21 protein-coding genes and 1 pseudogene are annotated in these 22,515 nt (G+C 75.6%); 15 read left to right on the plus strand and 7 right to left on the minus strand.

The features are described from left to right. Positions 1 to 34: 34 nt before the first annotated feature. Complete coding sequence (locus tag ACI78U_RS15000; protein ID WP_456876130.1) at positions 35 to 934, minus strand: hypothetical protein; 900 nt, start codon at positions 932 to 934, stop codon at positions 35 to 37. Positions 935 to 1,154: 220 nt separating this feature from the next. Here ACI78U_RS15000 and ACI78U_RS15005 point away from each other — a divergent pair, with 220 nt between their 5' ends. From ACI78U_RS15005 to ACI78U_RS15040, 8 genes are all read left to right on the plus strand, one after another. Continuing rightward, on the plus strand, positions 1,155 to 1,283 hold the full coding sequence (locus tag ACI78U_RS15005) for a hypothetical protein (RefSeq protein ID WP_456876131.1): 129 nt from the start codon (positions 1,155 to 1,157) through the stop codon (positions 1,281 to 1,283). 138 nt (positions 1,284 to 1,421) lie between these two features. Then, positions 1,422 to 2,114 (plus strand): IclR family transcriptional regulator, encoded by a 693-nt coding sequence (locus ACI78U_RS15010; protein ID WP_456876132.1) that lies wholly within the window; start codon positions 1,422 to 1,424, stop codon positions 2,112 to 2,114. 92 nt (positions 2,115 to 2,206) lie between these two features. After that, positions 2,207 to 3,169 (plus strand): MBL fold metallo-hydrolase, encoded by a 963-nt coding sequence (locus ACI78U_RS15015; RefSeq protein ID WP_456876133.1) that lies wholly within the window; start codon positions 2,207 to 2,209, stop codon positions 3,167 to 3,169. 5 nt (positions 3,170 to 3,174) lie between these two features. Then, on the plus strand, positions 3,175 to 4,779 hold the full coding sequence (locus tag ACI78U_RS15020) for an FAD-dependent monooxygenase (RefSeq protein ID WP_456876134.1): 1,605 nt from the start codon (positions 3,175 to 3,177) through the stop codon (positions 4,777 to 4,779). A 15-nt stretch (positions 4,780 to 4,794) separates the two neighbouring features. Then, positions 4,795 to 6,000, plus strand: coding sequence for a cupin domain-containing protein (locus ACI78U_RS15025; protein ID WP_456876135.1), 1,206 nt, complete (start codon positions 4,795 to 4,797; stop codon positions 5,998 to 6,000). Beyond that, on the plus strand, positions 5,997 to 6,836 hold the full coding sequence (locus tag ACI78U_RS15030) for a hypothetical protein (protein ID WP_456876136.1): 840 nt from the start codon (positions 5,997 to 5,999) through the stop codon (positions 6,834 to 6,836). Before ACI78U_RS15025 ends, ACI78U_RS15030 begins: the two co-directional genes overlap by 4 nt. Further along, the gene (fahA, locus tag ACI78U_RS15035; RefSeq protein ID WP_456876137.1) at positions 6,833 to 8,032 is read left to right on the plus strand and encodes a fumarylacetoacetase; all 1,200 of its coding nucleotides are present in this window, start codon (positions 6,833 to 6,835) and stop codon (positions 8,030 to 8,032) included. The genes ACI78U_RS15030 and fahA overlap by 4 nt, the downstream gene beginning before the upstream one ends. Positions 8,033 to 8,105: 73 nt before the next feature. Beyond that, on the plus strand, positions 8,106 to 8,867 hold the full coding sequence (locus tag ACI78U_RS15040; protein WP_456876138.1) for an alpha/beta fold hydrolase: 762 nt from the start codon (positions 8,106 to 8,108) through the stop codon (positions 8,865 to 8,867). Here ACI78U_RS15040 and ACI78U_RS15045 read toward each other — a convergent pair. Continuing rightward, a complete protein-coding gene (locus ACI78U_RS15045) occupies positions 8,798 to 10,327 on the minus strand; it encodes a peptide ligase PGM1-related protein (RefSeq protein ID WP_456876139.1) in 1,530 nt (509 codons plus the stop codon). The genes ACI78U_RS15040 and ACI78U_RS15045 overlap by 70 nt on opposite strands. A 132-nt stretch (positions 10,328 to 10,459) precedes the next feature. Between ACI78U_RS15045 and ACI78U_RS15050 the strand changes: the two genes are divergently transcribed. Continuing rightward, entirely contained in the window at positions 10,460 to 11,809 is a 1,350-nt protein-coding gene (locus ACI78U_RS15050) for a cytochrome P450 (RefSeq protein ID WP_456876140.1), read from the plus strand. 12 nt (positions 11,810 to 11,821) lie between these two features. Here the strand turns inward: ACI78U_RS15050 and paaZ are convergent, their stop codons facing one another. The 3 genes from paaZ to paaK are packed head-to-tail and all read right to left on the minus strand — an operon-like array spanning position 11,822 to position 15,830. Beyond that, a complete protein-coding gene (paaZ, locus tag ACI78U_RS15055) occupies positions 11,822 to 13,879 on the minus strand; it encodes a phenylacetic acid degradation bifunctional protein PaaZ (protein ID WP_456876141.1) in 2,058 nt (685 codons plus the stop codon). Continuing rightward, positions 13,876 to 14,493, minus strand: a complete 618-nt coding sequence (locus tag ACI78U_RS15060) for a TetR/AcrR family transcriptional regulator (protein ID WP_456876142.1) — start codon at positions 14,491 to 14,493, stop codon at positions 13,876 to 13,878. The genes paaZ and ACI78U_RS15060 overlap by 4 nt, the downstream gene beginning before the upstream one ends. Beyond that, a complete protein-coding gene (gene paaK / locus ACI78U_RS15065; RefSeq protein WP_456876143.1) occupies positions 14,490 to 15,830 on the minus strand; it encodes a phenylacetate--CoA ligase PaaK in 1,341 nt (446 codons plus the stop codon). The genes ACI78U_RS15060 and paaK overlap by 4 nt, the downstream gene beginning before the upstream one ends. 222 nt (positions 15,831 to 16,052) lie before the next feature. On the opposite strand from paaK, the gene paaA reads away from it, so the two are divergent. The 6 genes and pseudogenes from paaA to ACI78U_RS15095 form a co-directional block, all read left to right on the plus strand. After that, positions 16,053 to 17,036, plus strand: a complete 984-nt coding sequence (gene paaA, locus ACI78U_RS15070; protein WP_456876144.1) for a 1,2-phenylacetyl-CoA epoxidase subunit PaaA — start codon at positions 16,053 to 16,055, stop codon at positions 17,034 to 17,036. Further along, a complete protein-coding gene (gene paaB, locus ACI78U_RS15075; protein ID WP_456876145.1) occupies positions 17,033 to 17,401 on the plus strand; it encodes a 1,2-phenylacetyl-CoA epoxidase subunit PaaB in 369 nt (122 codons plus the stop codon). The genes paaA and paaB overlap by 4 nt, the downstream gene beginning before the upstream one ends. A gap of 101 nt (positions 17,402 to 17,502) precedes the next feature. After that, positions 17,503 to 18,414: a 1,2-phenylacetyl-CoA epoxidase subunit PaaC gene (gene paaC, locus ACI78U_RS15080; protein ID WP_456876146.1), complete on the plus strand. Its 912-nt coding sequence runs from the start codon at positions 17,503 to 17,505 to the stop codon at positions 18,412 to 18,414. Between the two features lie 5 nt (positions 18,415 to 18,419). Continuing rightward, positions 18,420 to 18,926, plus strand: coding sequence for a 1,2-phenylacetyl-CoA epoxidase subunit PaaD (gene paaD, locus ACI78U_RS15085; RefSeq protein WP_456876147.1), 507 nt, complete (start codon positions 18,420 to 18,422; stop codon positions 18,924 to 18,926). Between the two features lies 1 nt (position 18,927). Continuing rightward, positions 18,928 to 20,004 carry a 1,2-phenylacetyl-CoA epoxidase subunit PaaE gene (gene paaE / locus ACI78U_RS15090; RefSeq protein ID WP_456876148.1) on the plus strand — a complete coding sequence of 359 codons (1,077 nt, stop codon included), beginning with the start codon at positions 18,928 to 18,930 and terminating at the stop codon, positions 20,002 to 20,004. A 20-nt stretch (positions 20,005 to 20,024) separates the two neighbouring features. Continuing rightward, positions 20,025 to 20,396 (plus strand): annotated as a pseudogene (locus ACI78U_RS15095) (thioesterase family protein); the annotation flags it as partial. A 113-nt stretch (positions 20,397 to 20,509) separates the two neighbouring features. Here ACI78U_RS15095 and ACI78U_RS15100 read toward each other — a convergent pair. Both ACI78U_RS15100 and ACI78U_RS15105 read right to left on the minus strand, forming a co-directional pair. After that, positions 20,510 to 21,376 (minus strand): DivIVA domain-containing protein, encoded by an 867-nt coding sequence (locus ACI78U_RS15100; protein WP_456876149.1) that lies wholly within the window; start codon positions 21,374 to 21,376, stop codon positions 20,510 to 20,512. Further along, the gene (locus tag ACI78U_RS15105; RefSeq protein ID WP_456876150.1) at positions 21,373 to 22,497 is read right to left on the minus strand and encodes a globin domain-containing protein; all 1,125 of its coding nucleotides are present in this window, start codon (positions 22,495 to 22,497) and stop codon (positions 21,373 to 21,375) included. Before ACI78U_RS15105 ends, ACI78U_RS15100 begins: the two co-directional genes overlap by 4 nt. Positions 22,498 to 22,515: the final 18 nt, after the last annotated feature.

Below are 22,515 nucleotides of genomic sequence, written 5' to 3' on the forward strand. Positions count from 1 at the left end.
GGGCCGGACACGTCCCCGCGGGGACGTGCCCGGCTCAGGACCGGTGGCGGGCGGCGTGCGCGGCGCGGTCGGGCACCGGCGCCAGCCGCCAGCCGGCCGCCCCGGTGAGCACGATCGCGACGGCGAAGGCGACGTAGAGCCAGGCGGCCGGGCGGTCCCAGGCCACGTGCTCCCGGTGCAGCAGCACGACGAGCAGCTCGAGGGCCCCGAAGACGGTGTAGGCGATCGTCGCGGTGCGCAGCCGCTCCAGGTCGCCGGCCAGCGCGGCCAGCGCCGTGGCGATGCCGAACGCGATCAGCCAGGCACCCACCACCCGCGCGGTGAGCGGGGTCAGCGTCCAGGGCCACAGCGTCTCCGACGTCGTCGGCGACACCGAGATCGCGGCGCCGACGGCCAGGAGCACCACCGACTCGACGGCCAGCGCCGCCCGCAGCACCACCGGGACCGGGAACCGCCGGGGCGGGTCGGTGCCCGGCGCCCGCTCCTGGAAGGCCAGGACGACGAGGATGCCCACCGGGATGAGCACGTAGACGGCGGTCCAGAACCAGGCCGCGCCGCGCGCCAGGGCCGGGGCGTCGGCGAACTCGGCCGCGAAGTGCATGCGGTCGGCGTGCACCAGCGTGGCGACCAGCGTGAGCAGGGTGAACACCAGCACGGTGAGCACCGGCACCCGCGTGTGCGCCCAGACCGGGTCGCGCAGCGACAGGACGACGAGGGTGAAGCCGGCGGCGTAGCCCGCGCCGAGGAAGGCGGCGGTCGCCGGCGGCTGGATGGTCCACGCGAAGCTCTCGGCGGTGCGGCTCGACAGGACGAACAGCGCGCCGAAGCCGAGCGCGGTGAGCACGCTGAAGACGAGCAGCAACCCCCGCATGGCCGGCAGGAGCTCGCGACGACGGTCGGCCGCGGGGCGCACGGCCGTGGTGGCAGGGTCCACCGGGGACCTCCGTACTCGGTTGCCTCCCCCGTGCGCGGCCCATTGCAGCACCGCGGCGGGGCCCTGTCACCGGAGTTGCGCCCGCCTCGCGGACGTGGCCGACGACACGGTCCCGGTTCACCCGCCCGTGGGCGTGGCGACACCGCACGGCAACGCCCCGCGAGGACCGTGGGGCCTGGCCGGACGACGACGTCCCCGTTCGAGATCCCCTGGAGACGCCATGACCCCCGCCCGCCGGACCACCGCGTCCACCGGCCGCACCCGCACGTGGCTGCGCCGCCTGGACGCCTACACCCTCGAGGTCTTCAACCCCGGGATGCCCTACCGCCCGCGCCCCGACCGGGGCTGACCCCACCGGGGGACCGTCCCCGTCGCCGCCCCCGCCCCCCGCGCGCCCCCCCCCCGCCGCCGCCCCCCCCGCCCCCGCCCCGCGGCCCCGCGCGGCCCCCGTAGGCTGGACCGGACCCGACGGAGGAGGCACCCGGGGATGGCGGCCGACGACGGCGCGAGCGCGCCCCAGTCCCAGACGCTCGACCGCGGGCTGCGCATCCTCGAGCACCTGGCGACCGCGGGCTCGCCCCGGCCGGTCGCCGAGGTCGCCGCGGCCGTGGGGCTGCACCGTTCCATCGCCTACCGCCTGCTGCGCACGCTGGAGGACCACCAGCTCGTCGAGCGCGACGCCGCGGGCCACTACCGCCTCGGCCTCGGCATGGCCGCGCTCGCCCGCGGGGTGCGCGCCGACCTGCAGACCGCGGCGCTCCCCCGGCTGGACGCGCTGGCCGCCGAGCTGGGCATGACGGCGTTCCTCGTCGTCCGCGCCGGCGACGAGGCGGTGACCGTGGTCAGCGTGGAGCCGCACGACACCGCCGCCCACGTGGCCTACCGGCCCGGCACCCGGCACCCCGTCGGCCGCGGCGCCCCCGGGCTGGCGCTGCTCGTGCCGCAGCCGCCCGCGCCGGACGACCGCGCCGCGCTCGTCGAGGCGCGGCGCGTGGGCTGGGCCGCCTCGCACGGCGAGGTCGTCCCGGGCCTCTGGTCGGTCGCGGCACCGGTCCTCGGCCCCGACGGCGGGGCGCGCGCCGCGATCGCCGTCGTCTACGTCGACGACGGCGCCGACGTCGACCGGGTGGGCCGCCGCGTGGCCGCCGCTGCCGCGGAGGTCGCTGCCGCGCTGCGCTGAGCCGCCCGTCCTTGTGCCGGCGACGGCGGCGATCTACGGTCGGACCACAACGTGAACGGTCCGTCCGTTTATCGAACAGTCCGGGAGACCCCATGGCCGCCAAGCCCTTCGCCTCCTCCGCGGACCTCGGCGTCAAGGAGCAGACCCTCGAGGTGCTCGCCGACGGCGTCTACGCGCTCACCGCCGAGGGCGACCCGAACGTGGGGGCGATCGAGGGCGAGGACTTCCTCGTCTGCTTCGAGGCCCTGGCCACCCCGGTCGCCGCCCGCCGCTGGCTGGCCAGGCTCCGCGAGCACACCGACAAGCCGGTCCGCTACCTGGTGCTCAGCCACTACCACGCCGTCCGGGTGCTGGGCGCCAGCGCGTTCGACGCGCAGGTCGTCGTCAGCTCCGAGCAGACCAGGCACCTGATCGCCGAGCGCGGGCAGCAGGACTGGGAGAGCGAGTACGGCCGGATGCCGCGGCTGTTCGAGGAGCCCGAGTCGATCCCCGGTCTGACCTGGCCCACGATGACCTTCCGCGACCGGCTGACCATCGAGCTCGGCGGCGACCGCGGCGAGCTGGTGCTCGAGTTCCTCGGCCGCGGCCACACCGAGGGCGACATCGTGGCCTGGCTGCCGAAGCAGGGGGTCCTCTTCGCCGGCGACCTCGTGGAGTCGCAGGCCGCGCTCTACACCGGCGACGCGTTCCACTTCGACTGGGCCGCCGGCACCCTCGACCGGGTCGCGGCCCTCGGGGCGCGGCAGCTGGTCGGCGGGCGCGGGCGGATCGCCCGCGGCCGCGAGGAGGTCGGCGCCGCGATCGAGCAGACCCGCGACTTCCTGCTGACCATGCAGCGCACCGTCGGCGACGTCCACCGCGCCGGCGGCACCCTCCAGCAGGCCTTCGAGGCCACCCACGCCGCGTTGGCCCCGACGTACGGGCGGTGGCCGATCTTCGAGCACTGCCTGCCCTTCGACGTCTCCCGGCTGTGGGACGAGTTCTCGGGCATCGAGCGCCCCGTCGTCTGGACCGCCGAGCGCGACCGCGCCGTCTGGGACCAGCTGCAGGGCTGACGGCGATGACCACCCCGCCGGACGTGCCGGTGCTGGTCCTGGGTGCGGGCCCGGTCGGGCAGACCGCCGCCCTGCTGCTGGCCCGGTGGGGCCTGCCGGCCGTCGTCCTCGACGCCCGGGCCGAACGCGACCCGGTCGGCTCCAAGGCGATCTGCCAGCAGCGCGACGTCCTCGACGTGTGGGACTCCGTCGGCGTCGGCGCCGCGGTCGCCCGCCGCGGGGTCACCTGGACCACCGCGCGGACCTTCCACCGCGACGCCGAGCTGTTCAGCTTCACCTTCGCCGACCGCGGCCGCTCGCCCTTCCCTCCGTTCGTCAACGTCTCCCAGTGCGAGACCGAGGCGCTGCTCGACGAGCGGATCGCCGCCTCGCCGCTGGTCGACGTCCGCTGGGGGCACCGGGTGACCGGCATCGAGCAGGACGACGCCGGCGTCACCGTCACCTGCGAGACCCCCGGCGGCGAGGTGCGGCTGGCCGGCTCGCACGCCGTCGCCTGCCCCGGCCCGCGCAGCGACGCGATCCGCTCGATGCTCGGGCTGACCTTCCCCGGCGAGTCCTTCGACGACTCCTTCCTCATCTGCGACATCCGCACCGACCTGCCCGGGTGGCAGACCGAGCGGCGGTTCTACTTCGACCCGGCGTGGAACCCCGGCCGGCAGGTCCTCATCCACCCGTGCCCGGACTCCACCTTCCGCATCGACTGGCAGGTGCCGCCGGACTTCGACCTGGCCGCCGAGGAGACCTCCGGCGGGCTGGACCGGCGCATCCGCCAGGTCGTCGGCGAGCGGCCCTACGAGGTCGTGTGGAAGTCGGTCTACCGCTTCCACTCGCGGCTGGTCGACCGGATGCGGGTCGGCCGGGTGCTGGTCGCCGGCGACGCCGCGCACCTGGTCAGCCCGTTCGGCGCCCGCGGGCTGAACTCCGGCGTCCTCGACGCCGAGAACGCCGCCTGGAAGGTCGCCTTCGTCCGCCGCGGCTGGGCGCCCGAGGAGCTGCTGGAGAGCTACCACGCCGAACGGCACGCGGCGGCGCAGGAGAACATCGACGTCACCACCGCGACCATGCGCTTCCTCGTCCCGCGCACCGCCGAGGAGGCCCGCCACCGGCTCGACGTCCTCGAGCGGGCCGCCGGTGACCCCGCGGCCCGCGCCCAGGTCGACTCCGGCCGGCTCGCCGAGCCCTTCTGGTACGTCGACTCCCCACTCACCACCCCCGACCCGGCGCGGCCGTTCCCCGGCCGGCCGGCCCGCGGCGACGTCCCGGTGCCGGCCCCCGGCGTCCTCGTCCCCGACTGGCCGGTGACCGTGTCCGGCCGGCCCGACGTCGTCCGGTTGCGGCAGCTGGCCCGCGAGGGCGTCACCGTCCTGCTCGGCGACGACGCGCCCGCCCCCGAGCTGCCCGACCTCGGCGGCCTGCCGGTGGCCGTCCACCGGATGCGCGACCTGGACACCGCCGGTCTGCTCGGCGAGGCTCTGGGCGCCCGGCCCGGGGAGGCCTGGGTGCTGCGCCCGGACGCGCACGTCGCCGCCGTGCTGACCCGCGCCGCCGACGTCGCCCCCGCGGTGGCCCGCGCGCTCGCCCGTCCGCTCCCCGCTACCGTCCCGGCCTGAACAGGGAGGCACCCGATGGCGTTCTACCGGCAGGTGGGCGAGGTCCCGCCCAAGCGGCACACGCAGTTCCGCCGTCCCGACGGCGGCCTCTACTCCGAGGAGCTGGTCGGCGAGGAGGGCTTCTCCTCGGACTCCTCGCTGCTCTACCACCGCGGCGTGCCGTCGGCGATCGTCGACGCCCGCCCCTGGGAGCTGCCCGACCAGACGCTCAGGCCGAACGCGCCGCTGGTGCCGCGGCACCTGAGGCTGCACGACCTGTTCCCCGGCGAGGAGCACAAGGCCACCGACCCGGTCACCGGGCGGCGGCTGGTGCTGGGCAACGCCGACGTCCGCATCTCCTACGCCGTCTCGTCGCTGACCAGCCCGTACTACCGCAACGCCACCGGCGACGAGTGCGTCTACGTCGAGCGCGGCGCCGCCACCGTCGAGACGACCTTCGGCGCGCTGGAGGTCGGCCAGGGCGACTACGTGGTCATCCCGCGCACCACCACCCACCGCTGGATCCCCACCGGCAGCGAGCCGCTGCGCACCTACGCGATCGAGGCCAACAGCCACATCGCCCCGCCCAGGCGCTACCTGTCGCGGTACGGGCAGTTCCTCGAGCACGCCCCGTACTGCGAGCGCGACCTGCGCGGCCCGGCCGAGCCGCTGCTCGCCGAGGGCACCGACGTCGAGGTCCACGTCAAGCACCGCGGTCCCGGCCCCGGCGGGCTGGCCGGCACGGTCCACGTCGTCCCGGAGCACCCCTTCGACGTCGTCGGCTGGGACGGGCACCTCTACCCCTACGCCTTCAACATCGCCGACTTCGAGCCGATCACCGGCCGCGTGCACCAGCCGCCGCCGGTGCACCAGGTGTTCGAGGGCGGCAACTTCGTCATCTGCAACTTCGTGCCGCGGAAGGTCGACTACCACCCGCTCGCGGTGCCGGTGCCCTACTACCACTCCAACGTCGACTCCGACGAGATCATGTTCTACGTCGACGGCGACTACGAGGCCCGCAAGGGCTCGGGCATCGGCAAGGGGTCGATCTCGGTGCACCCCGGCGGGCACAGCCACGGCCCGCAGCCGGGCGCCGTCGAGCGGTCGCTGGGCGTGGAGTACTTCGACGAGACCGCCGTCATGGTCGACACCTTCCGCCCGCTCGACCTCGGCGAGGCCGGCCTGGCCGCCGACGACGGGAAGTACGCCTGGACCTGGTCGGGCCGGGGTCCCTCGGCGTGAGGGAGTTGTTCGCCGGGCTCTTCGACGACGCCGCGCTCTTCCCGCCCGGCGACGCGCCGATGGCCGCGGCGGTGCCCGCCCACCGGGAGCTGCGGGCGCGGCTGGGCGACCTGGTCGGGCCCTTCGTCGTCCCCGCCGCCCGGCTCGGCGAGCTGGCCGCGCACCTCGGGGACGGCGACCCGCTGGGCGTCTCGCTGATCGTCGCGGCCGGCGACCTGCCCGCTGCCGCGGCCCGGGCCGGCGCCGACCCGCGGCTGCGGCCGGCGGCCGTCGAGGTGCCGGTCGTCGCCGACGCCGGGGCCGCGGCCGAGGCGGTGCGGGTGCTCGACGGCGCCCTGCCGCCCGGGGTGCCCGCCGCGGTCGAGGTGCCGCGCACCGGTGCCCGCGACGCCGTGCTCGACGTGCTCGCCGGCACCCGGTACCGGGCCAAGCTGCGCACCGGCGGACTGCGGGCCGACCTGTTCCCGTCCGCGGCCGAGCTGGCCGGGACGCTGGCCGCCTGCGTCGCCCGGGGCATCGCGGTCAAGTGCACCGCCGGCCTGCACTCCGCCGTGGCGCACACCGACCCGGCCACCGGCTTCGCCCACCACGGCTTCCTGAACGTGCTGCTCGCCGCGGACGCGCTGGCCTCCGGCTCGCCGCCCGAGGCGGCCGCGGCGGAGCTGGCCCGCACCGACGCCGCCGACGTGGCCGCGGCCGTGCGGGCCTGGCCGGCCGACCGCGCCGCCCGCGCCCGCGCCGTGTTCACCTCCTTCGGCACGTGCAGCGTGCTGGAGCCGGTCGACGACCTCGTGCGCCTGGGCCTGCTCCCGACCCTCGACAGGACCCCTGCATGAGCTGGCTCGACCTCCCTGCCGGCACCGGCTTCGGCGTCGACAACCTGCCCTACGGCGTCTTCTCCACCCCCGGTACCGCGCCGCGCACCGGCGTCGCGATCGGCGACGCCGTGCTCGACCTCGCCGCCGTCACCGGCGACGACGGGCACGCCACCGGCTCGCTCAACGCCTTCATGGCCCGCGGCCCGCGGGCCTGGGCCGACCTGCGGGCGCAGCTCACCGAGTGGGTCACCGACGAGCGCCACCGCGACCGGGTGGAGCCGCACCTGGTGCCGCGGTCGGCGGTGACCCTGCACCTGCCGGTCGAGGTCGCCGACTACGTCGACTTCTACAGCTCGAGGCACCACGCGGAGAACCTCGGGCGGATGTTCCGTCCCGACTCCCCGCCGTTGACCCCGAACTGGCAGCACCTGCCGATCGGCTACCACGGCCGCTCCGGCACGGTGGCGGTCTCGGGGACGCCCGTGGTGCGGCCGAGCGGGCAGCGCAAGGCGCCTGCCGACGACGCCCCCACCTTCGGCCCGTCCCAGCGGCTCGACATCGAGGCCGAGGTCGGCTTCGTCGTCGGCGTCGGGTCCGACCTGGGCACCCCGGTGCCGCTCGCGGACTTCGCCGAGCACGTGTTCGGCGTCTGCCTGGTCAACGACTGGTCCGCCCGCGACGTCCAGGCGTGGGAGTACGTGCCGCTGGGCCCGTTCCTCGGCAAGAGCTTCCTCACCTCGGTCTCCCCCTGGGTCGTGCCGCTGGCCGCGCTCGATGCCGCCCGCGTCACGCCGCCGCCCCGCGACGTCCCGCTGCTGCCCTACCTCGACGACACCGGCGCCGACCCGTGGGGCCTCGACATCGCCATCGAGGTACGCCTCAACGGGGAGCTCGTGTCCTGCCCTCCGTTCGACCTCATGTACTGGACCGCCGCCCAGCAGCTGGCGCACACGACCGTCAACGGCGCGTGCCTGCGCACCGGCGACCTGTTCGCCTCGGGCACCGTCTCCGGCCCGGCGCCGGACCAGCGCGGCTCGTTCATCGAGCTCTCCTGGGGCGGGAAGGAGCCGCTGACCCTCGCCGACGGCTCCACCCGGACCTTCCTCGAGGACGGCGACGTCGTCACCCTCACCGCCACCGCGCCGGGCACCGGCGGCGGCCGGATCTCGCTCGGCGAGGTCACCGGCCGGGTCGAGCAGGCCCCCGCGCCCTGACCCCGGGGGATCGCGGCGTCATCGCCCGGGGCGTCGCCTTGTCCGGCTCCGGGGCCGACCCGAGACTCCCGCCATGAGCATCGACCCCGTGGTGATCGGTTCCGGCCCCCGACGCGTCCTGGCCCTGCACGGCTGGTTCGGCTCCGCGACGGGCTGGGGGCCGTTCGCCGACCTGGTCGACGGCGACCGCTACACGTTCGCCTTCCCCGACTTCCGCGGCTACGGCGCCCGGCGCGGCGAGCCCGGCGAGTACACGATCGCCGAGATGGCCGACGACGCCGTGGCCGCGGCCGACGAGCTGGGCTGGAGCGACTTCGCCGTGCTGGGGCACTCCATGGGCGGCAGCGTGATGCAGCGGGTCGCGCTCGACGCCGGCGACCGGGTGACCGGCCTGGTCGGCGTCAGCCCCGTCCCGGCCTCGGGCGTGCCGTTCGACGAGCAGTCCTGGGCGCTGTTCAGCGGCGCCGCGGAGGAGCCGGGCAACCGCCGGGCGATCATCGACCTCACGACCGGCGGCCGGCTCAGCCGCACCTGGCTCGACCGCATGGTGCAGGCCTCGCTCGACACCTCCGACCCGGTCGCCTTCCGGGCCTACCTCGACGCCTGGTCGGGGACCGACTTCGCCGACGAGGTGCGCGGCCGGCGGGTGCCGGTCCTGGTCGTCGTCGGCGAGCACGACCCGGCGCTGTCGGCCGCGGTGATGGAGCAGACCCTCCTGCGGCACCACCCCGAGGCGACCCTCGAGGTGCTGGCCAACGCCGGCCACTACGCGCCGTTCGAGACGCCGGTGGCGCTGCTGACCTGCGTCGAACGGTTCGTCGACGGCCTGGGCTGAACCAGCCGGCGGGCCGCCCGGTCGACGGCGGCGTGGGTGCGCTCGAGCAGCTCGTCCGCCGCGCCGGTCGAGGGCGCGAGGGCGGTCAGGCCGAACCGGCCGTCGATCGCCAGCCCCGAGAGCATGTGCAGGACCACCCCGGACCGGGTCCGGCGGTCGAAGGTCAGCCCGGCTCGGGTCACCGCGTCGACCACGCGCGCGGGCGGCAGGCCCGTCCAGTCGGGGTCGACCAGGTTGTCGGTCGCCGCGTAGCACCGGACGGCGCCGTCGTCGGCGGTCCAGCGGGCCTCGGCCACGTCGTAGCGACCGGGGACGAGGTTGCGCAGCACCGCGTACGGGTGGGTGGTGCCGCCCTTGCGGAGGTTGATCTCCAGGGCCTGCAGCCGCCACCCGTCCGGACCGCGGGTGGCGACGAAGTCGACGCCGTACCGCCCGCGCGCGCCGCGGCGCGCCAGGGCCCGCCCGGCGGCCAGGCCGTACCGGCCGAGGTCGGCGGCGTAGGCCGGGTCGGCCGGGAAGCGGCACCCGAGGTAGACCTGCCCGCTCGGGCCGCCGAGCAGCTGCTCGTGGGTGGCCAGCACGGTCACCCCGCCGTCGGGCGAGATGTCGCCCGTGACGCTGGGGCTGGCCAGCCCGTCCCTGCTGACCAGCTCCTCGACGACGCCGCCGAGGCGCAGCGCCGCGAGGAACCAGGCCGGCAGCCGGCGAACGCGGTCGCGCAGGCCGCCCCCGGTGCCGGGCAGGCCCTCGCAGCGCAGCACCACGTTGCCGTCGCCGGCGCCGCTGTCGTCGAGCTTCAGCACCACCCCCGCGGCGTCCGGCCGCTGCCGCAGGACCTCCTCGATCGCCCGGTCCACGTCCTCCACCGTGCGCACGTCCTCGCAGCCCACCGGCACCGGTACGCCCGCCCCGGCGAGCAGCCGGCGTCCGGCGCTCTTGAACCCGAGCGGCCAGAGCTCGGGTGCGGTGCCGTTGACCGGCACGCCCAGGCGCAGGGCGACGGCGACCTCGTCGGCGGTCACGTTCCACGGCTCGACGAACGCCGGCCGGCCGCCGATGTGCCGCCGCAGCCCGTCGAGCAGGTCGGGCCGGTCGAGCAGCTTGCGGGCCACCGACCGGTGCGAGGCGTCGGGGACGACCAGGAGCTGCAACCGGCGGCGCGCCGACGCCCGGGCGGTGGGGGGCATCAGGGCGAGGTAGTGGTCCAGCAGCGCCACCGGCGGCGCGGCGCTGCCGACGAAGACCAGCTCGCAGCCCGGGACGCGCGGCAGCACCAGCACGGCGACGAGGTACCGGTGCTCCAGGGCCGGGATGCGGTCGGCGTAGTGCGACAGCAGCGACTCGCCGATGCTGAACGAGGGCAGCGCCACCAGCACGTGCGGCCGGGAGGAGCCCGGCGCGTTGAGCGCGCACGCCGCCGCCAGTCGCCGCTGCAGCTCGTCGAACTCCTGCACGGCCACCACGTCCCACGCTGCCGGCCCCCGCGCGGGCGCCATCCTCCCGCGCCCCCGGCGCCCGGACCAGGCTCCCCGTCGCGGCCGCTCACCCCCGCCGCCCTTGTCCGGCCCCTGCACCGCCACGAGACTCCGGTCGTGAGCACCGACCCCGTCGTGACCGCCGGCGGGCCGGCGCCCGGGGACACCGTCGCCCTCGTCGACCCGGCGACCTACGAGCAGGGCCCGCCCCTGGCGCTGCTGCGCCGGCTGCGCGAGCAGGCGCCGGTGACATGGGTCGAGGAGCCCGCGCTGCACGGCCAGCCGGCCGGTCCGGGCTTCTGGCTGGTGCTGCGGCACGCCGACGTCGAGCGGGTGCTGCGCGACCCGGCGACCTTCTCCTCGTGGCTGGGCGCCACCCAGGTCCGCGACGCCGCCGATCTGGTGTGGGTGCGCCGGATGATGCTCAACACCGACCCGCCCGACCACTCCCGGCTGCGGCGGCTGCTGTCCCGGTCGTTCACCCCGCGGGCGGTCGCCGCGCTCACCGAGGCGATCGGGGCCGCGGCGGCCGGCCTGGTCGACCGCATGGTCGACGGCGCCGAGGGCCGGTGCGACTTCGCGAAGGACGTCGCCGCCGACCTCCCGCTGCTCACCCTCGCCGACGTGCTCGGGGTGCCCGCCGAGGACCGGTGGCTGATGTTCGACTGGTCCAACCGGGTGATCGGCTGGCAGGACCCCGACTACGCCACCTCGGCCGCCTTCGACGGCACCGGCGGGACGGCGATGGCCCGCGCGGCGCTCGCGCTGCGGCCGGTCCCCGACGCCGACGGGCGGATGCCCGACCCGCGCACCCGCGCCGGCATGCCCGACCTCTACGCCTACGCCGGGCTGCTGGCCGAGGAGAAGCGGCGGGCGCCGGGCGACGACGTCATGTCGATCCTGCTGGCGCAGGTCGACGACGAGGGCGGGCAGGTGAGCACCGAGGAGTTCGAGAACCTGTTCTGGCTGTTCGCCGTCGCCGGGAACGAGACGCTGCGCAACGGCCTGCCCGGCGGACTGATCGCGCTGCTGCAGCACCCCGCGCAGTTGGCCGCGGTGCGCGCGGACCCGTCGCTGCTGCCCGGCGCGGTCGAGGAGATGCTGCGCTGGTGGACGCCGGTCATGGTGTTCCGCCGCACCGCCACCACCGACGTCGACCTCGCCGGCATCCGCGTGCGGGCCGGCGACAAGGTCGTCGTCTCCTTCACCGCGGCCAACCGCGACCCGGCGGTGTTCGCCGACCCCGACGCCTTCGACGTCCGCCGGGCCCCCAACCCGCACCTGTCCTTCGGCCACGGACCGCACTTCTGCCTCGGCGCGCAGCTGGCGCGGGTGCAGATGCGCGCGCTGTTCGCCGAGCTGCTGCGCCGGACGCGCGCCGTGGAGCTCGACGGCCCGCCCGCGCTGCTGCGGTCGAACTTCCAGCGCGGGGTCAAGCGGCTGCCCGTCCGCTGGGCAGCCGCCTGACCCCGGAACGCCTCAGCTGCCGGCGGCCGCCGGCGGCCAGGTCTTCGCGACCATCGTGAGGACGTCGTAGGTGGCCACCGGCGTGCCCTCGCCGTTGACGACGACGGCGTCCCAGCGCACCTCGCCGTGGTCGGCGCCGCCGCGCGGGGTGATCTGCTTGGCCGTGAGCGTCACGGTCAGCTCCTCCCCCGGCTCGACCGGCGTGAGGAAGCGCAGGTTGTCGACGCCGTAGTTGGCCAGCACCGGGCCCGGGTCGGGGTCGACGAACAGCCCCGCCGCCCAGGACACGATCAGGTAGCCGTGCGCCACCCGGCCGCCGAAGAGCGGGTTGGCGCGGGCGGCCTCCTCGTCCGTGTGCGCGTAGAAGGTGTCGCCGGTGAACTCGGCGAAGTGCTCGATGTCGGCCAGCGTCACCGGGCGCGGGCCGGCGGTCACGGAGTCGCCGATGCGCAGCTCGGCCAGGGACTTGCGGAACGGGTGCACGCCGTCGTCGGTGCGACGGGCGCCGGTCACCCAGCGGCCGCCGACCGCGGTCAGCACGTCCGGCGAGCCCTGCACGGCGGTGCGCTGCATGTGGTGCAGCACGCCGCGGATGCCGCCGAGCTCCTCGCCGCCGCCGGCGCGGCCCGGACCGCCGTGCACGAGGACCGGCAGCGGGGAACCGTGGCCGGTGTTCTCCCCCGCGTCGTCACGGTCCAGGACCAGGATCCGGCCGTGGGCGTGCGCGGCGCCGAGCACGAACTCCCGCGCCACCGCCGGGTCGTGGGTGACCAGGGAGCCGACCAGGCTGCCCTGCCCGCGGGCGGCCAGCTCCACGGCCTGCGCCACCGAGTCGTAGGGCAGCACGGTGCTGACCGGGCCGAACGCCTCGACGTCGTGCGGCTCGGCGGCGGACAGGTCGTCGCAGCGCAGCAGCAGCGGCGGCAGGAACGCGCCGCGGTCGCGGTCGGCGCCGACGACGTCGACGTGCTCGGGGTCTCCGGCCACGAGCTCGGCGACGCCGCGCAGCGCCTTGACCGCGCGCAGCACCTCCTCGCGCTGGTCGAGGCTGGCCAGCGCGCCCATGGTCACGCCCTCGGCGCCCGGCGCGCCGACGACGACCTGCGCCAGCCGCTCGCGGGTGGCCTCCACCACGTCGTCGACCAGCTCCCGCGGCACGAAGGCGCGGCGGATCGCGGTGCACTTCTGGCCGGCCTTGACCGTCATCTCGGTGACCAGCTGGTCGACGAACAGGCCGAACTCGGGGGTGTCCGGCGTCGCGTCGGGTCCGAGCACCGAGCAGTTGAGCGAGTCGGCCTCGGCGTTGAACCGCACCGAGTTGGCCACGACCGCGGGATGGCTGCGCAGCTTGCGGGCGGTGGCCGCCGAGCCGGTGAAGAAGACGAGGTCCTGCCCGGCGAGCCCGTCGAGGAGCCCGGCGGGGCTGCCGGCCAGCAGCTGCACCGACCCCTCGGGCAGGAGCCCGGACTCGACGATCGCGCGGACCACGGCCTCGGTCAGGTACGCCGTCTGGCTGGCCGGCTTGACGATGGTCGGGACGCCCGCGAGGAACGCCGGCGCGAGCTTCTCCAGGAAGCCCCACACCGGGAAGTTGAACGCGTTGACCTGCACCGCCACGCCGCGCAGCGGGGTGTACAGGTGCTGGCCGGCGAAGGTGCCCCGCCGGCCCAGGGGCTCGACCGCGCCGTCGAGCACGACGGTGTCGTCGGGCAGCTCGCGGCGCCCCTTGCTCGCGTAGGACAGCAGCGTGCCGAAGCCGCCGTCGACGTCGACGGCGTTGTCCCGGTCGGTGGCGCCGGTGCGGTGGGACAGCGCGGAGAAGGCGTCCTTGTCGGCCATCAGCCGCAGGCCCAGCTGCTTGAGCAGCCCGGCGCGCTGGTGGAAGGTCAGCTCCCGCAGCGCCGGCCCGCCCACCGTGCGGGCGTGGCCGAGCATCGCGGCGACGTCGAGGCCGGTGCTGCTGATCCGGGCGACGGTCTCGCCGGTCACGGCGTCGGGCAGCGGCGTGCCCTCGTCGGGCGCGGCGTACCACCGGCCGGCGGCGTAGCTCTCGAGCAGGGGGGCGGTCATCGCAGGTCTCCCGGGGTCGAGCGGGCCCGCAGGCCCTCGAAGGTGGTGGCGACGAGCGCGTCGGCCAGGGCGTCGGCCGACAGGCTGCCGCCGGGGCGGAACCACTCGGTGAGCGAGTTGACGGTGCCGAACAGCAGCCGGCTGGTGACGGCGGGGTCGACGTCGGGGCGCACGTCGCCCTCCTCCTCGGCGGCGCGCACCAGGTCGGTGACGATGCGGTCGAACTCCCGCCGACGGGCGAGCGCGGCCTCCTCGACCGGGGAGTTGCCGCGCACCCGCAGCAGCAGGGTGACGAAGGGCAGCTCGGCGGCCAGCACCCGCACCGACCCGCGGACGACGTGCTCGAGCCGGTCGATCGCGCGGCCGGTGACCGCCGCCGGTTCCCGGGTGACGGCGAACAGGGCGTCCAGCGCCCGGTCGAGCGCCATGCGCAGCAGCTCGACCTTGCTGGGCACGTGGTGGTAGATCGCCGACTTGGTGATGCCCAGCCGGGCGGCGAGCTCCTCCATGCTCGTGGCGTCGTAGCCGCGCTCGTTGAACACGGCGACGGCGACCTCGAGCAGGCTGTCGAGGGAGTGCCCCGGCCGGCCCCGGCGGACCCGGAGCTCCGTCACGCCCGCTCCCGCCGGTCGGTCAGCCGCTGCAGCTTGCCCATCGACCGGGGCAGGGTCTCCGGGTCGACGACGAGCACCTCGATGGTGGTGCCGACGGTGTCCTTGACGCCCGTGGCGACCTCGCGGGCGGCCTCCTCGCGCCGCTCGGGCGGGCAGTCGGGACGCGCCTCGACCCGGACGACGAGGTGGTCCATCCGGCCGCGGGTCAGCAGCTCGAGGGCGAAGTGCGGGGCCAGCCCCGGCGTGCGCAGCACGACCTCCTCGATCTGGGTCGGGAAGAGGTTCACCCCGCGCAGGATGATCATGTCGTCGGTGCGGCCGGTGACCTTCTCCATCCGCCGCATCCCCGGCCGGGCCGTCCCGGGAAGCAGCCGGGTCAGGTCGCGGGTGCGGTAGCGCACGACCGGCATGGCCTCCTTGGTCAGCGAGGTGAACACCAGCTCGCCGACCTCGCCCTCGGGCAGCACCTCGCCGGTGATCGGGTCGATGACCTCCGGGTAGAAGTGGTCCTCCCAGACGTGCAGCCCGTCCTTGGTCTCCACGCACTCCTGCGCGACGCCGGGGCCCATCACCTCCGACAGGCCGTAGATGTCGACCGCCTGGATGCCGGCGCGCTCCTCCATCTCCACGCGCATCTGCTCGGTCCAGGGCTCGGCGCCGAAGACGCCGATCTCGAGGCTGGACCGCCGGGGGTCGAGGCCCTGCTTCTCGAACTCGTCGAGCAGCGTGAGCATGTAGCTCGGGGTCACCATGATCACGCGGGGCTCGAAGTCGGTGATCAGCTGGACCTGGCGCGGCGTCATGCCCCCGGAGACCGGGATGACCGTGCAGCCGAGCTTCTCGGCGCCGTAGTGCGCGCCGAGCCCGCCGGTGAACAGGCCGTAGCCGTAGGCGTTGTGCAGCCGGTCGCCGGGGCGGCCGCCGGCGGCGCGGATGGAGCGGGCCATCACGGTGGCCCAGGTGTCGATGTCGCGCTCGGTGTACCCGACGACGGTCGGGCGGCCGGTCGTGCCCGAGGAGGCGTGGATCCGGCGCACCTGCTCCTGGGGGACGGCGAACATGCCGAACGGGTAGGTGTCCCGCAGGTCGGCCTTGCTCGTCGTCGGGAACCGGGCGAGGTCGGCGAGCTCGCGGCAGTCGTCGGGGTGCACGCCCGCGGCGTCGAAGGCGGCCCGGTGGTGGGGCACGTTGTCGTAGGCGTGCCGCAGCGACCACCGCAGCCGCTCGAGCTGCAGCGCGCGCAGCTCGTCGACCGACATCCGCTCGGCGGCGTCGAGCGTCGCGGGGTCGGGGGCGTCCCCGAGGCGCCGTGGGGTCTCACTGGACAGGACCGTCATCTCGGGAGGCCTCCGGAGGTGGGCAGGCGTCGTCGCCGGACGGCCGGCGGCGGCCGCCTGGGTACGCCATTACCGACCGGATGGTCAGGTATCGGACTCCCCTCCCTCGCCCGCTGTCAAGTCCTCCCCGGCCGCGCTTGTGCGGGCTCCCGGCGTCGGGCACACTGAAACCGACCGTCCGGTCAGTAATTGACCCCCGACGTCGCCCACGAGGAGTGCGAGATGTCCGCGCCCACCCTGGAACGGCCCGCTGCCGACCGCCCCGACGAGGCCGCGCTGCAGCAGCAGTTCGACGCGACCATCGCCGCCGAGCACCGGATCGAGCCGCGCGACTGGATGCCCGAGGGGTACCGCAGGACGCTGGTCCGCCAGATCGCCCAGCACGCACACTCGGAGATCATCGGGATGCAGCCCGAGGGCGACTGGCTGCTCGCGGCGCCCAGCCTGCGGCGCAAGGCGATCCTGCTGGCCAAGGTGCAGGACGAGGCCGGGCACGGGATGTACCTGTACTCGGCCGCCGAGACCCTCGGCGCCGACCGCGCCGACCTCACCGACAAGCTCATCGAGCAGAAGCAGAAGTACAGCTCGATCTTCAACTACCCGACGCTCACCTACGCCGACGTCGGCGTCATCGGCTGGCTGGTCGACGGCGCGGCGATCTGCAACCAGGTGCCGCTGTGCCGCTCCTCCTACGGGCCCTACGCCCGGGCGATGATCCGGGTCTGCAAGGAGGAGTCGTTCCACCAGCGGCAGGGCTACGAGCTGCTGATGACGATGATGCGCGGCACCCCCGAGCAGCGGGCGATGGTGCAGGACGCCGTCGACCGGTGGTGGTGGCCCTCGCTGATGATGTTCGGCCCGCCCGACGACGACAGCCCCAACTCGGCGCAGTCGATGGCCTGGGGCATCAAGCGGCACAGCAACGACGAGCTGCGCCAGCGCTTCGTGGACATGACCGTGCCGCAGGCGCGGTTCCTCGGCGTGACGCTGCCCGACCCGGACCTGGTGTGGGACGAGGCGGCCGGCCGGCACCGGTTCGGCGCGATCGACTGGGCGGAGTTCAAGCGGGTGGTCAGCGGTGGCGGGCCGATGAACGCCGTCCGCATCGCCCGCCGCCGGGCCGCCCGCGACGACAACGCGTGGGTGACCGAGGCCGCGGCCGCCTACGCGGCCAAGCACGCCGAGCACGCGGAGGGCGCGGCGTGAGCACCGACGTCACCGCCGAGGGCGGGCACGGCGCGATCCCCACCGGGCCCGAGGTCCCCGTCGAGCCGAAGTCGTCGACCGCGCGGCGGGACTGGCCGCTGTACGAGGTGTTCGTGCGCGGCAAGCGGGGCCTCAACCACGTGCACGTGGGCTCGCTGCACGCCCCCGACGACGAGATGGCGGTGCACGCCGCCCGCGACGTCTACACCCGGCGCAACGAGGGCGTGAGCATCTGGGTGGTGAAGGCCGCCGACATCACCGCCTCGAGCCCCGACGAGAAGGACCCGATGTTCGCCCCGAGCGGCGACAAGGTCTACCGGCACCCGACGTTCTACGAGGTCCCCGAGGACGTCCCCCACATGTGAGAAGGACCCCCTCTCCCCCCACCGCCCTCGTACCTCGGGCGGCGGGGCCCTGAGAGGGGGCCGACCGGCTGGGCACGTCCACCACGGAAGGAACGGTTGACATGGGGCACGAGGAGACCGTGTACGAGGCGCTGGACCACGCCCACGGGGGCGAGGGGCACTGGGCCTTCGGCACCGGCTTCGACGAGCCGCTGGCCGGCGTCGACACCACCGTCCCCGACGGGGTCGACCACGCCGACCTCGGCGCCTACTGCCTGATGCTCGGCGACGACGCCCTCGTGCTCGCCCAGCGCCTCACCCAGTGGGTGACCGCCGCGCCCGAGCTCGAGGAGGAGATGGCGATCGCCAACGTCGCCCTCGACCTGCTCGGCCAGGCCCGGCTGCTGCTGGCCCGCGCCGGCTCGGTGGGCGTGCTCGGCCGCTCCCGCGAGAAGGCCACCGAGAGCATCCCCGACGAGGACGCACTGGCCTACTTCCGCGACGCCGACGAGTTCCGCTGCACGGCGCTGACCACGGCGGAGAACGGCGACTTCGGCCAGACGATGGTCCGGCTGCTGGTGGCCGCCACCGTCCGGCTGGCGGTGTTCGCCCGGCTGCGGGAGTCCCGCGACCCGGTGCTCGCCGCCATCGCCGCCAAGGGCGTCCACGAGCTCAGCTACCACCGCGACCACGCCGCCCGCTGGGTGCTGCGCCTGGGCGACGGGACGCCGGAGTCCCACCGGCGGGTGCAGGCCGGCGCCGACGAGGTGTGGCCGCTGCTGGCCGACCTGTTCACCGCCACCGACGTCGAGCGGCGGCTGGCCGGCGCCGGGGTCGCGGTCGACCCCGCCGACGTCCGCGACGAGGTGCGCGAGGTGCTCACCGCGGTGCTCGACCGGGCCACCCTGCGCACGCCGCCGTGGCCTGCCGACGTCCCGCCGCGCGGCCGGGCCGGCGAGCACGGCCCGGAGCTGGCCGCACTGCTGGAGACGCTGCAGGGCCTGGCCCGCCGGCACCCGGCGGCCACCTGGTGACGGCGATGACCGGCCCTGCCACCACCGACCCGCGGGCGGTCGCCGAGACCGTCACCGACCCGGAGCTGCCCACGCTCACCCTCGCCGACCTCGGGGTGCTGCGCGACGTCCGCGTGCACGACGGCACCGTCGTCGTCGACATCACCCCCACCTACAGCGGCTGCCCGGCGATGGGCGTCATGCGCGCCGACCTCCTGCACGCGCTGCACTCGGCCGGGTACGACGACGTCGAGGTGCGCACCGTCCTCTCCCCCGCGTGGAGCACCGACTGGATCAGCGAGGAGGGCCGCCGCAAGCTCGCCGCGGCCGGCATCGCGCCGCCCGGCCGGGCGCCGGTCCGCCCCGCCGGCCCGGTCCCGCTGCAGCTCGGCCCGACCCGGCGCACGGCGGCCTGCCCGCTGTGCGGCTCCCCCGACACCGAGGAGCTCAGCGAGTTCGGGTCCACGGCCTGCAAGGCGCTGCGCCGCTGCCGCAGCTGCCGCGAACCGTTCGAGCACGTCAAGGAGATCTGAGTTGAGCGCACCGACCCGCCGCCGGCCGCAGTTCCACCCGCTGCGGGTCGCCCGCGTCGAGCAGCTCACCGACGACGCCGTCGCGGTCACCTTCGACGTGCCCGAGGAGCTGGCCGAGGACTACGCCTTCCGGCCCGGCCAGGCGCTCACCCTCCGCCGGGTCGACGGCGACCGCGACGAGCGGCGGTCCTACTCGATCTGCGCGCCCGTCGGCGCCCCGCCCCGGGTGGGCGTCCGCGAGGTCCCCGGCGGCTTCTTCTCCTCCTACCTGGTGCACGAGGTGCGACCGGGCGACGAGATCGAGGTGCTGCCGCCGTCGGGGACGTTCACCGCCGACCTGTCCACCCCGGCCGACCACGTGTTCGTCGTCGCGGGCTCGGGCGTCACCCCGGCGCTGAGCCTGGCGAGCACCGTGCTCCGCGACGGCGAGTCGACCGTCACCGTCTTCTACGGCAACCGGCGCACCAACACGGTGATGTTCGCCGACGAGCTGGCCGACCTGAAGGACCGCTACGGCACCCGGCTGCAGCTGGTGCACGTCCTCTCCCGCGAGCCGCGCGACGCCGAGCTGACCACCGGCCGGCTCGACGGCGAGCGGCTGCGCACGCTGGTCGGGACCTTCGTCGACGCCGGGCACGTCGACCACTGGTGGCTGTGCGGCCCGCACGGGATGGTCACCGACGCCCGGGAGCTGCTCGCCGAGCTGGGCGTCCCGCCCGAGCGGGTGCACCAGGAGCTGTTCTACGTCGACGACGTCCCGCCGCAGCCGGTGCGCGGCGACGACCAGCTCGTCGAGGGGCCCAGCAGCCAGGTCACCGTGGTCCTCGACGGCCGCTCGACCACCCTCGCCCTCCCTCGCGACGTGCCCGTGCTCGACTCCGCCCAGCGGGTCCGCTCCGACCTGCCCTTCGCCTGCAAGGGCGGCGTCTGCGGCACCTGCCGCGCGCGGGTCACCGACGGCGAGGTGGAGATGCGGCGCAACTACGCGCTGGAGGCGGCCGAGGTCGAGGCCGGCTACGTGCTGACCTGCCAGACGCTCCCGCTGTCGGACGCGGTCACCGTCGACTTCGACGCGTGACCCCGATCCCCGCCGGCGAGGCCGCCGTCCTCGACGTCGTCGTCACCGAGGCGATGACCGTCGACTTCGACGAGCTGGGCCCGGTGCACCCGGTCTACGCCACCTACGCGATGGCCAAGCACTTCGAGGAGGCCGGGCGCAAGCTGCTGCTGGCCCACCTCGAGCCCGGCGAGGCCGGCATCGGGACCGCGGTGGCGGTCGAGCACCTGGCCCCGGCGTGGCCGGGCGACCGGGTCCGGGTCACCGCGAGCTGCGTCGACGTGCGCGGCAACCGGCTGACCTGCGCGCTCACCGCGACCGGCGCCGACGGCACGCTGCTCGGCCGCGGGACGACCGGTCAGGCGGTGCTGCCCGCGGACGTCGTCGCGGCCCGGCTGCGCCGGCCGGGCTGACGCGCGCGGTGCCCGACCGGGACCGGCGCAGGCATCCGCGCGCGGTGCCCGACCTCCCGCTGCAGGGTGAGGTCGGGCACCGTGGCGCGGGGCCAGCGGGAGGCCACCGCCGGTCACTGCCGGCGGGTGGTCTCCTCCGCGCGCAGCGACTCGTCGCTGAGCAGCACCGCGGCCGCCTCCACCGTCCTCGGCCCGGCCTGGCCGGACGCCTCCGGGCCGGCCTTCGCCTCGGGCGCCGCGATCGCCGCGGCCGGCGCCGGGTCGGACGCCGCGCGCTGGGGCACCGCGACGGGCGCGGCCGGTGTCGCGGCCCGGCCGGCCCGGAGCGGCTCGGCCTGGGCGCGGAGCGCTCCCGGCACGCCCTCGGGGTGCGCGGCGCCCCACTCGCGCTCGACGTCGGCGAGCAGCGCCTCCAGGTAGGCGCGCAGCTGCGCGCGGCACGCCTGCCCGAAGGCCTGCAGGTACCGCACCTGCTCCTGCAGCTCCTCCTCGGTCCGGGTGTCGACGCCGACCGCGTCCCCCACGGGCGCCGCGGCACCCTGCGCGGCCGCGATCCGGGAGGCGGTCTCGTGCGCCGCCTGGATCATCGCGCCGACCTTCTCGCGCGCCTCGCGCACCTGCTCCTCGTAGTGCTCGCGCGCCTCGGCGGTCATCACCCGGCTGATCGCCTCGGCCTCGGCGACGTACTGGTCGGCGGTCTGCTGGGCGGCCGCGAGGATGCCCACGGCCTGCGAGGAGGGGGCCTCGGGCCGCGGGTCGTGGTCGAGGCGGGCCTGCAGGTCGTGCACCCGGTCGCGCAGCTCCGCCTTCTCCGCGTGCAGCCGGGCCAGCTCCTCGCCCACGCGCTCGAGGAAGCGATCGACCTCGACGTCGTCGTAGCCCGGGCGGAAGACCGAGGACCGGCCGAACCGCACGTCGCGGACGTCCGCCGGGCTCAGCCGCCTGCCGCTCCAGCCGGCGGGCTCGGTGGTCGTGCTCATGTCGTCACCTCTCCGTGCACATCGGGTCCCGGGCGGCTGGGGGCGAACACCTCGGTGCGGATGCGCTCCTCGGGCACCCCCTGCTGCCGCAGCCTCTCGACGGTGTCGTCGACCATCGCCGGCGGACCGGCGACGTAGGCCTCCCTGCTCCCCCACGGCCCCGAGCGGGCCACCACCTCACCGACGTCGCCGTGGGCGAACTGCGAGTGCCCGTCCTCGGAGACGGCGACGGTGACGGTGAGCCAGGGGTTGTCCTGCGTCAGCCGCGTCAGGTCCGCGCGGTCGTAGAGGTCCTCCTCGAGGCGGACGCCGACGAAGAGGTCCACCCGCCGCGGCGGGCCGTTGCGGGCCACGTGGTCGACGATCGCCTTGAGCGGCGCCAGGCCCGTCCCGCCCGCCACCAGCAGCAGGTCGCGGTCGGAGTCGGGGTCGAAGCGCATGTGGTCGACCGGGGGCCCGAGGCGCAGCACGTCGCCGACGTGGACCTGCCGGACCAGCGCGGTGCTGACCGGCCCGCCCGGCTGGGCCCGCGCGTGGATCTCCAGCTCGCCGTCGGGCCGGAAGGCGGTGGCCGGGGAGTAGTAGCGCCACAGCCGGGGCCGCAGCTCGGTCTCCAGCGAGATCGACTCCCCCGGGCGGTAGGGCAGCGGGACCTTCGAGCGCAGCCGCAGGACGGCGGTGTCGACGGTGCGCCGCTCGTGCGCGACGACCTCGGCGTCCCACCAGGGCGGCTGGTCGGACATCTCGTCGGCGGCCTGCACCATCACCGAGGCGACCAGCTCGTAGGCCGCCGTCCAGTCCGCGGCCAGCGCCTCGTTCCACTCGTCGTCGAAGTGCTCGAGGGTGGCGAGCAGGCTCGCGCCCACGGCGGGGTAGTGCTCGGCCACGGTGCCGAACTTGCGGTGGTCGCGCCCGAGCTGCTGCAGGATCGGCACCAGGGCGTCGAGGTCGTCGACCCGGGCCACCACCTCACCGAGCGCGGCGAACAGCCGGTCGCGCTGGTGCGCCATCGAGACCGGGAACAGCTGCCGGGTCTCGGGATGGGTGAGGAACAGGTGCGCGTAGAACCACAGCGGCGCCTCGTCCCCCGCCGCGGCCGCCTTGGCGAAGTTGGCGCGCATCGCAGGAATGTCCACGCA

The organism is Geodermatophilus sp. SYSU D00710, from assembly GCF_054050195.1.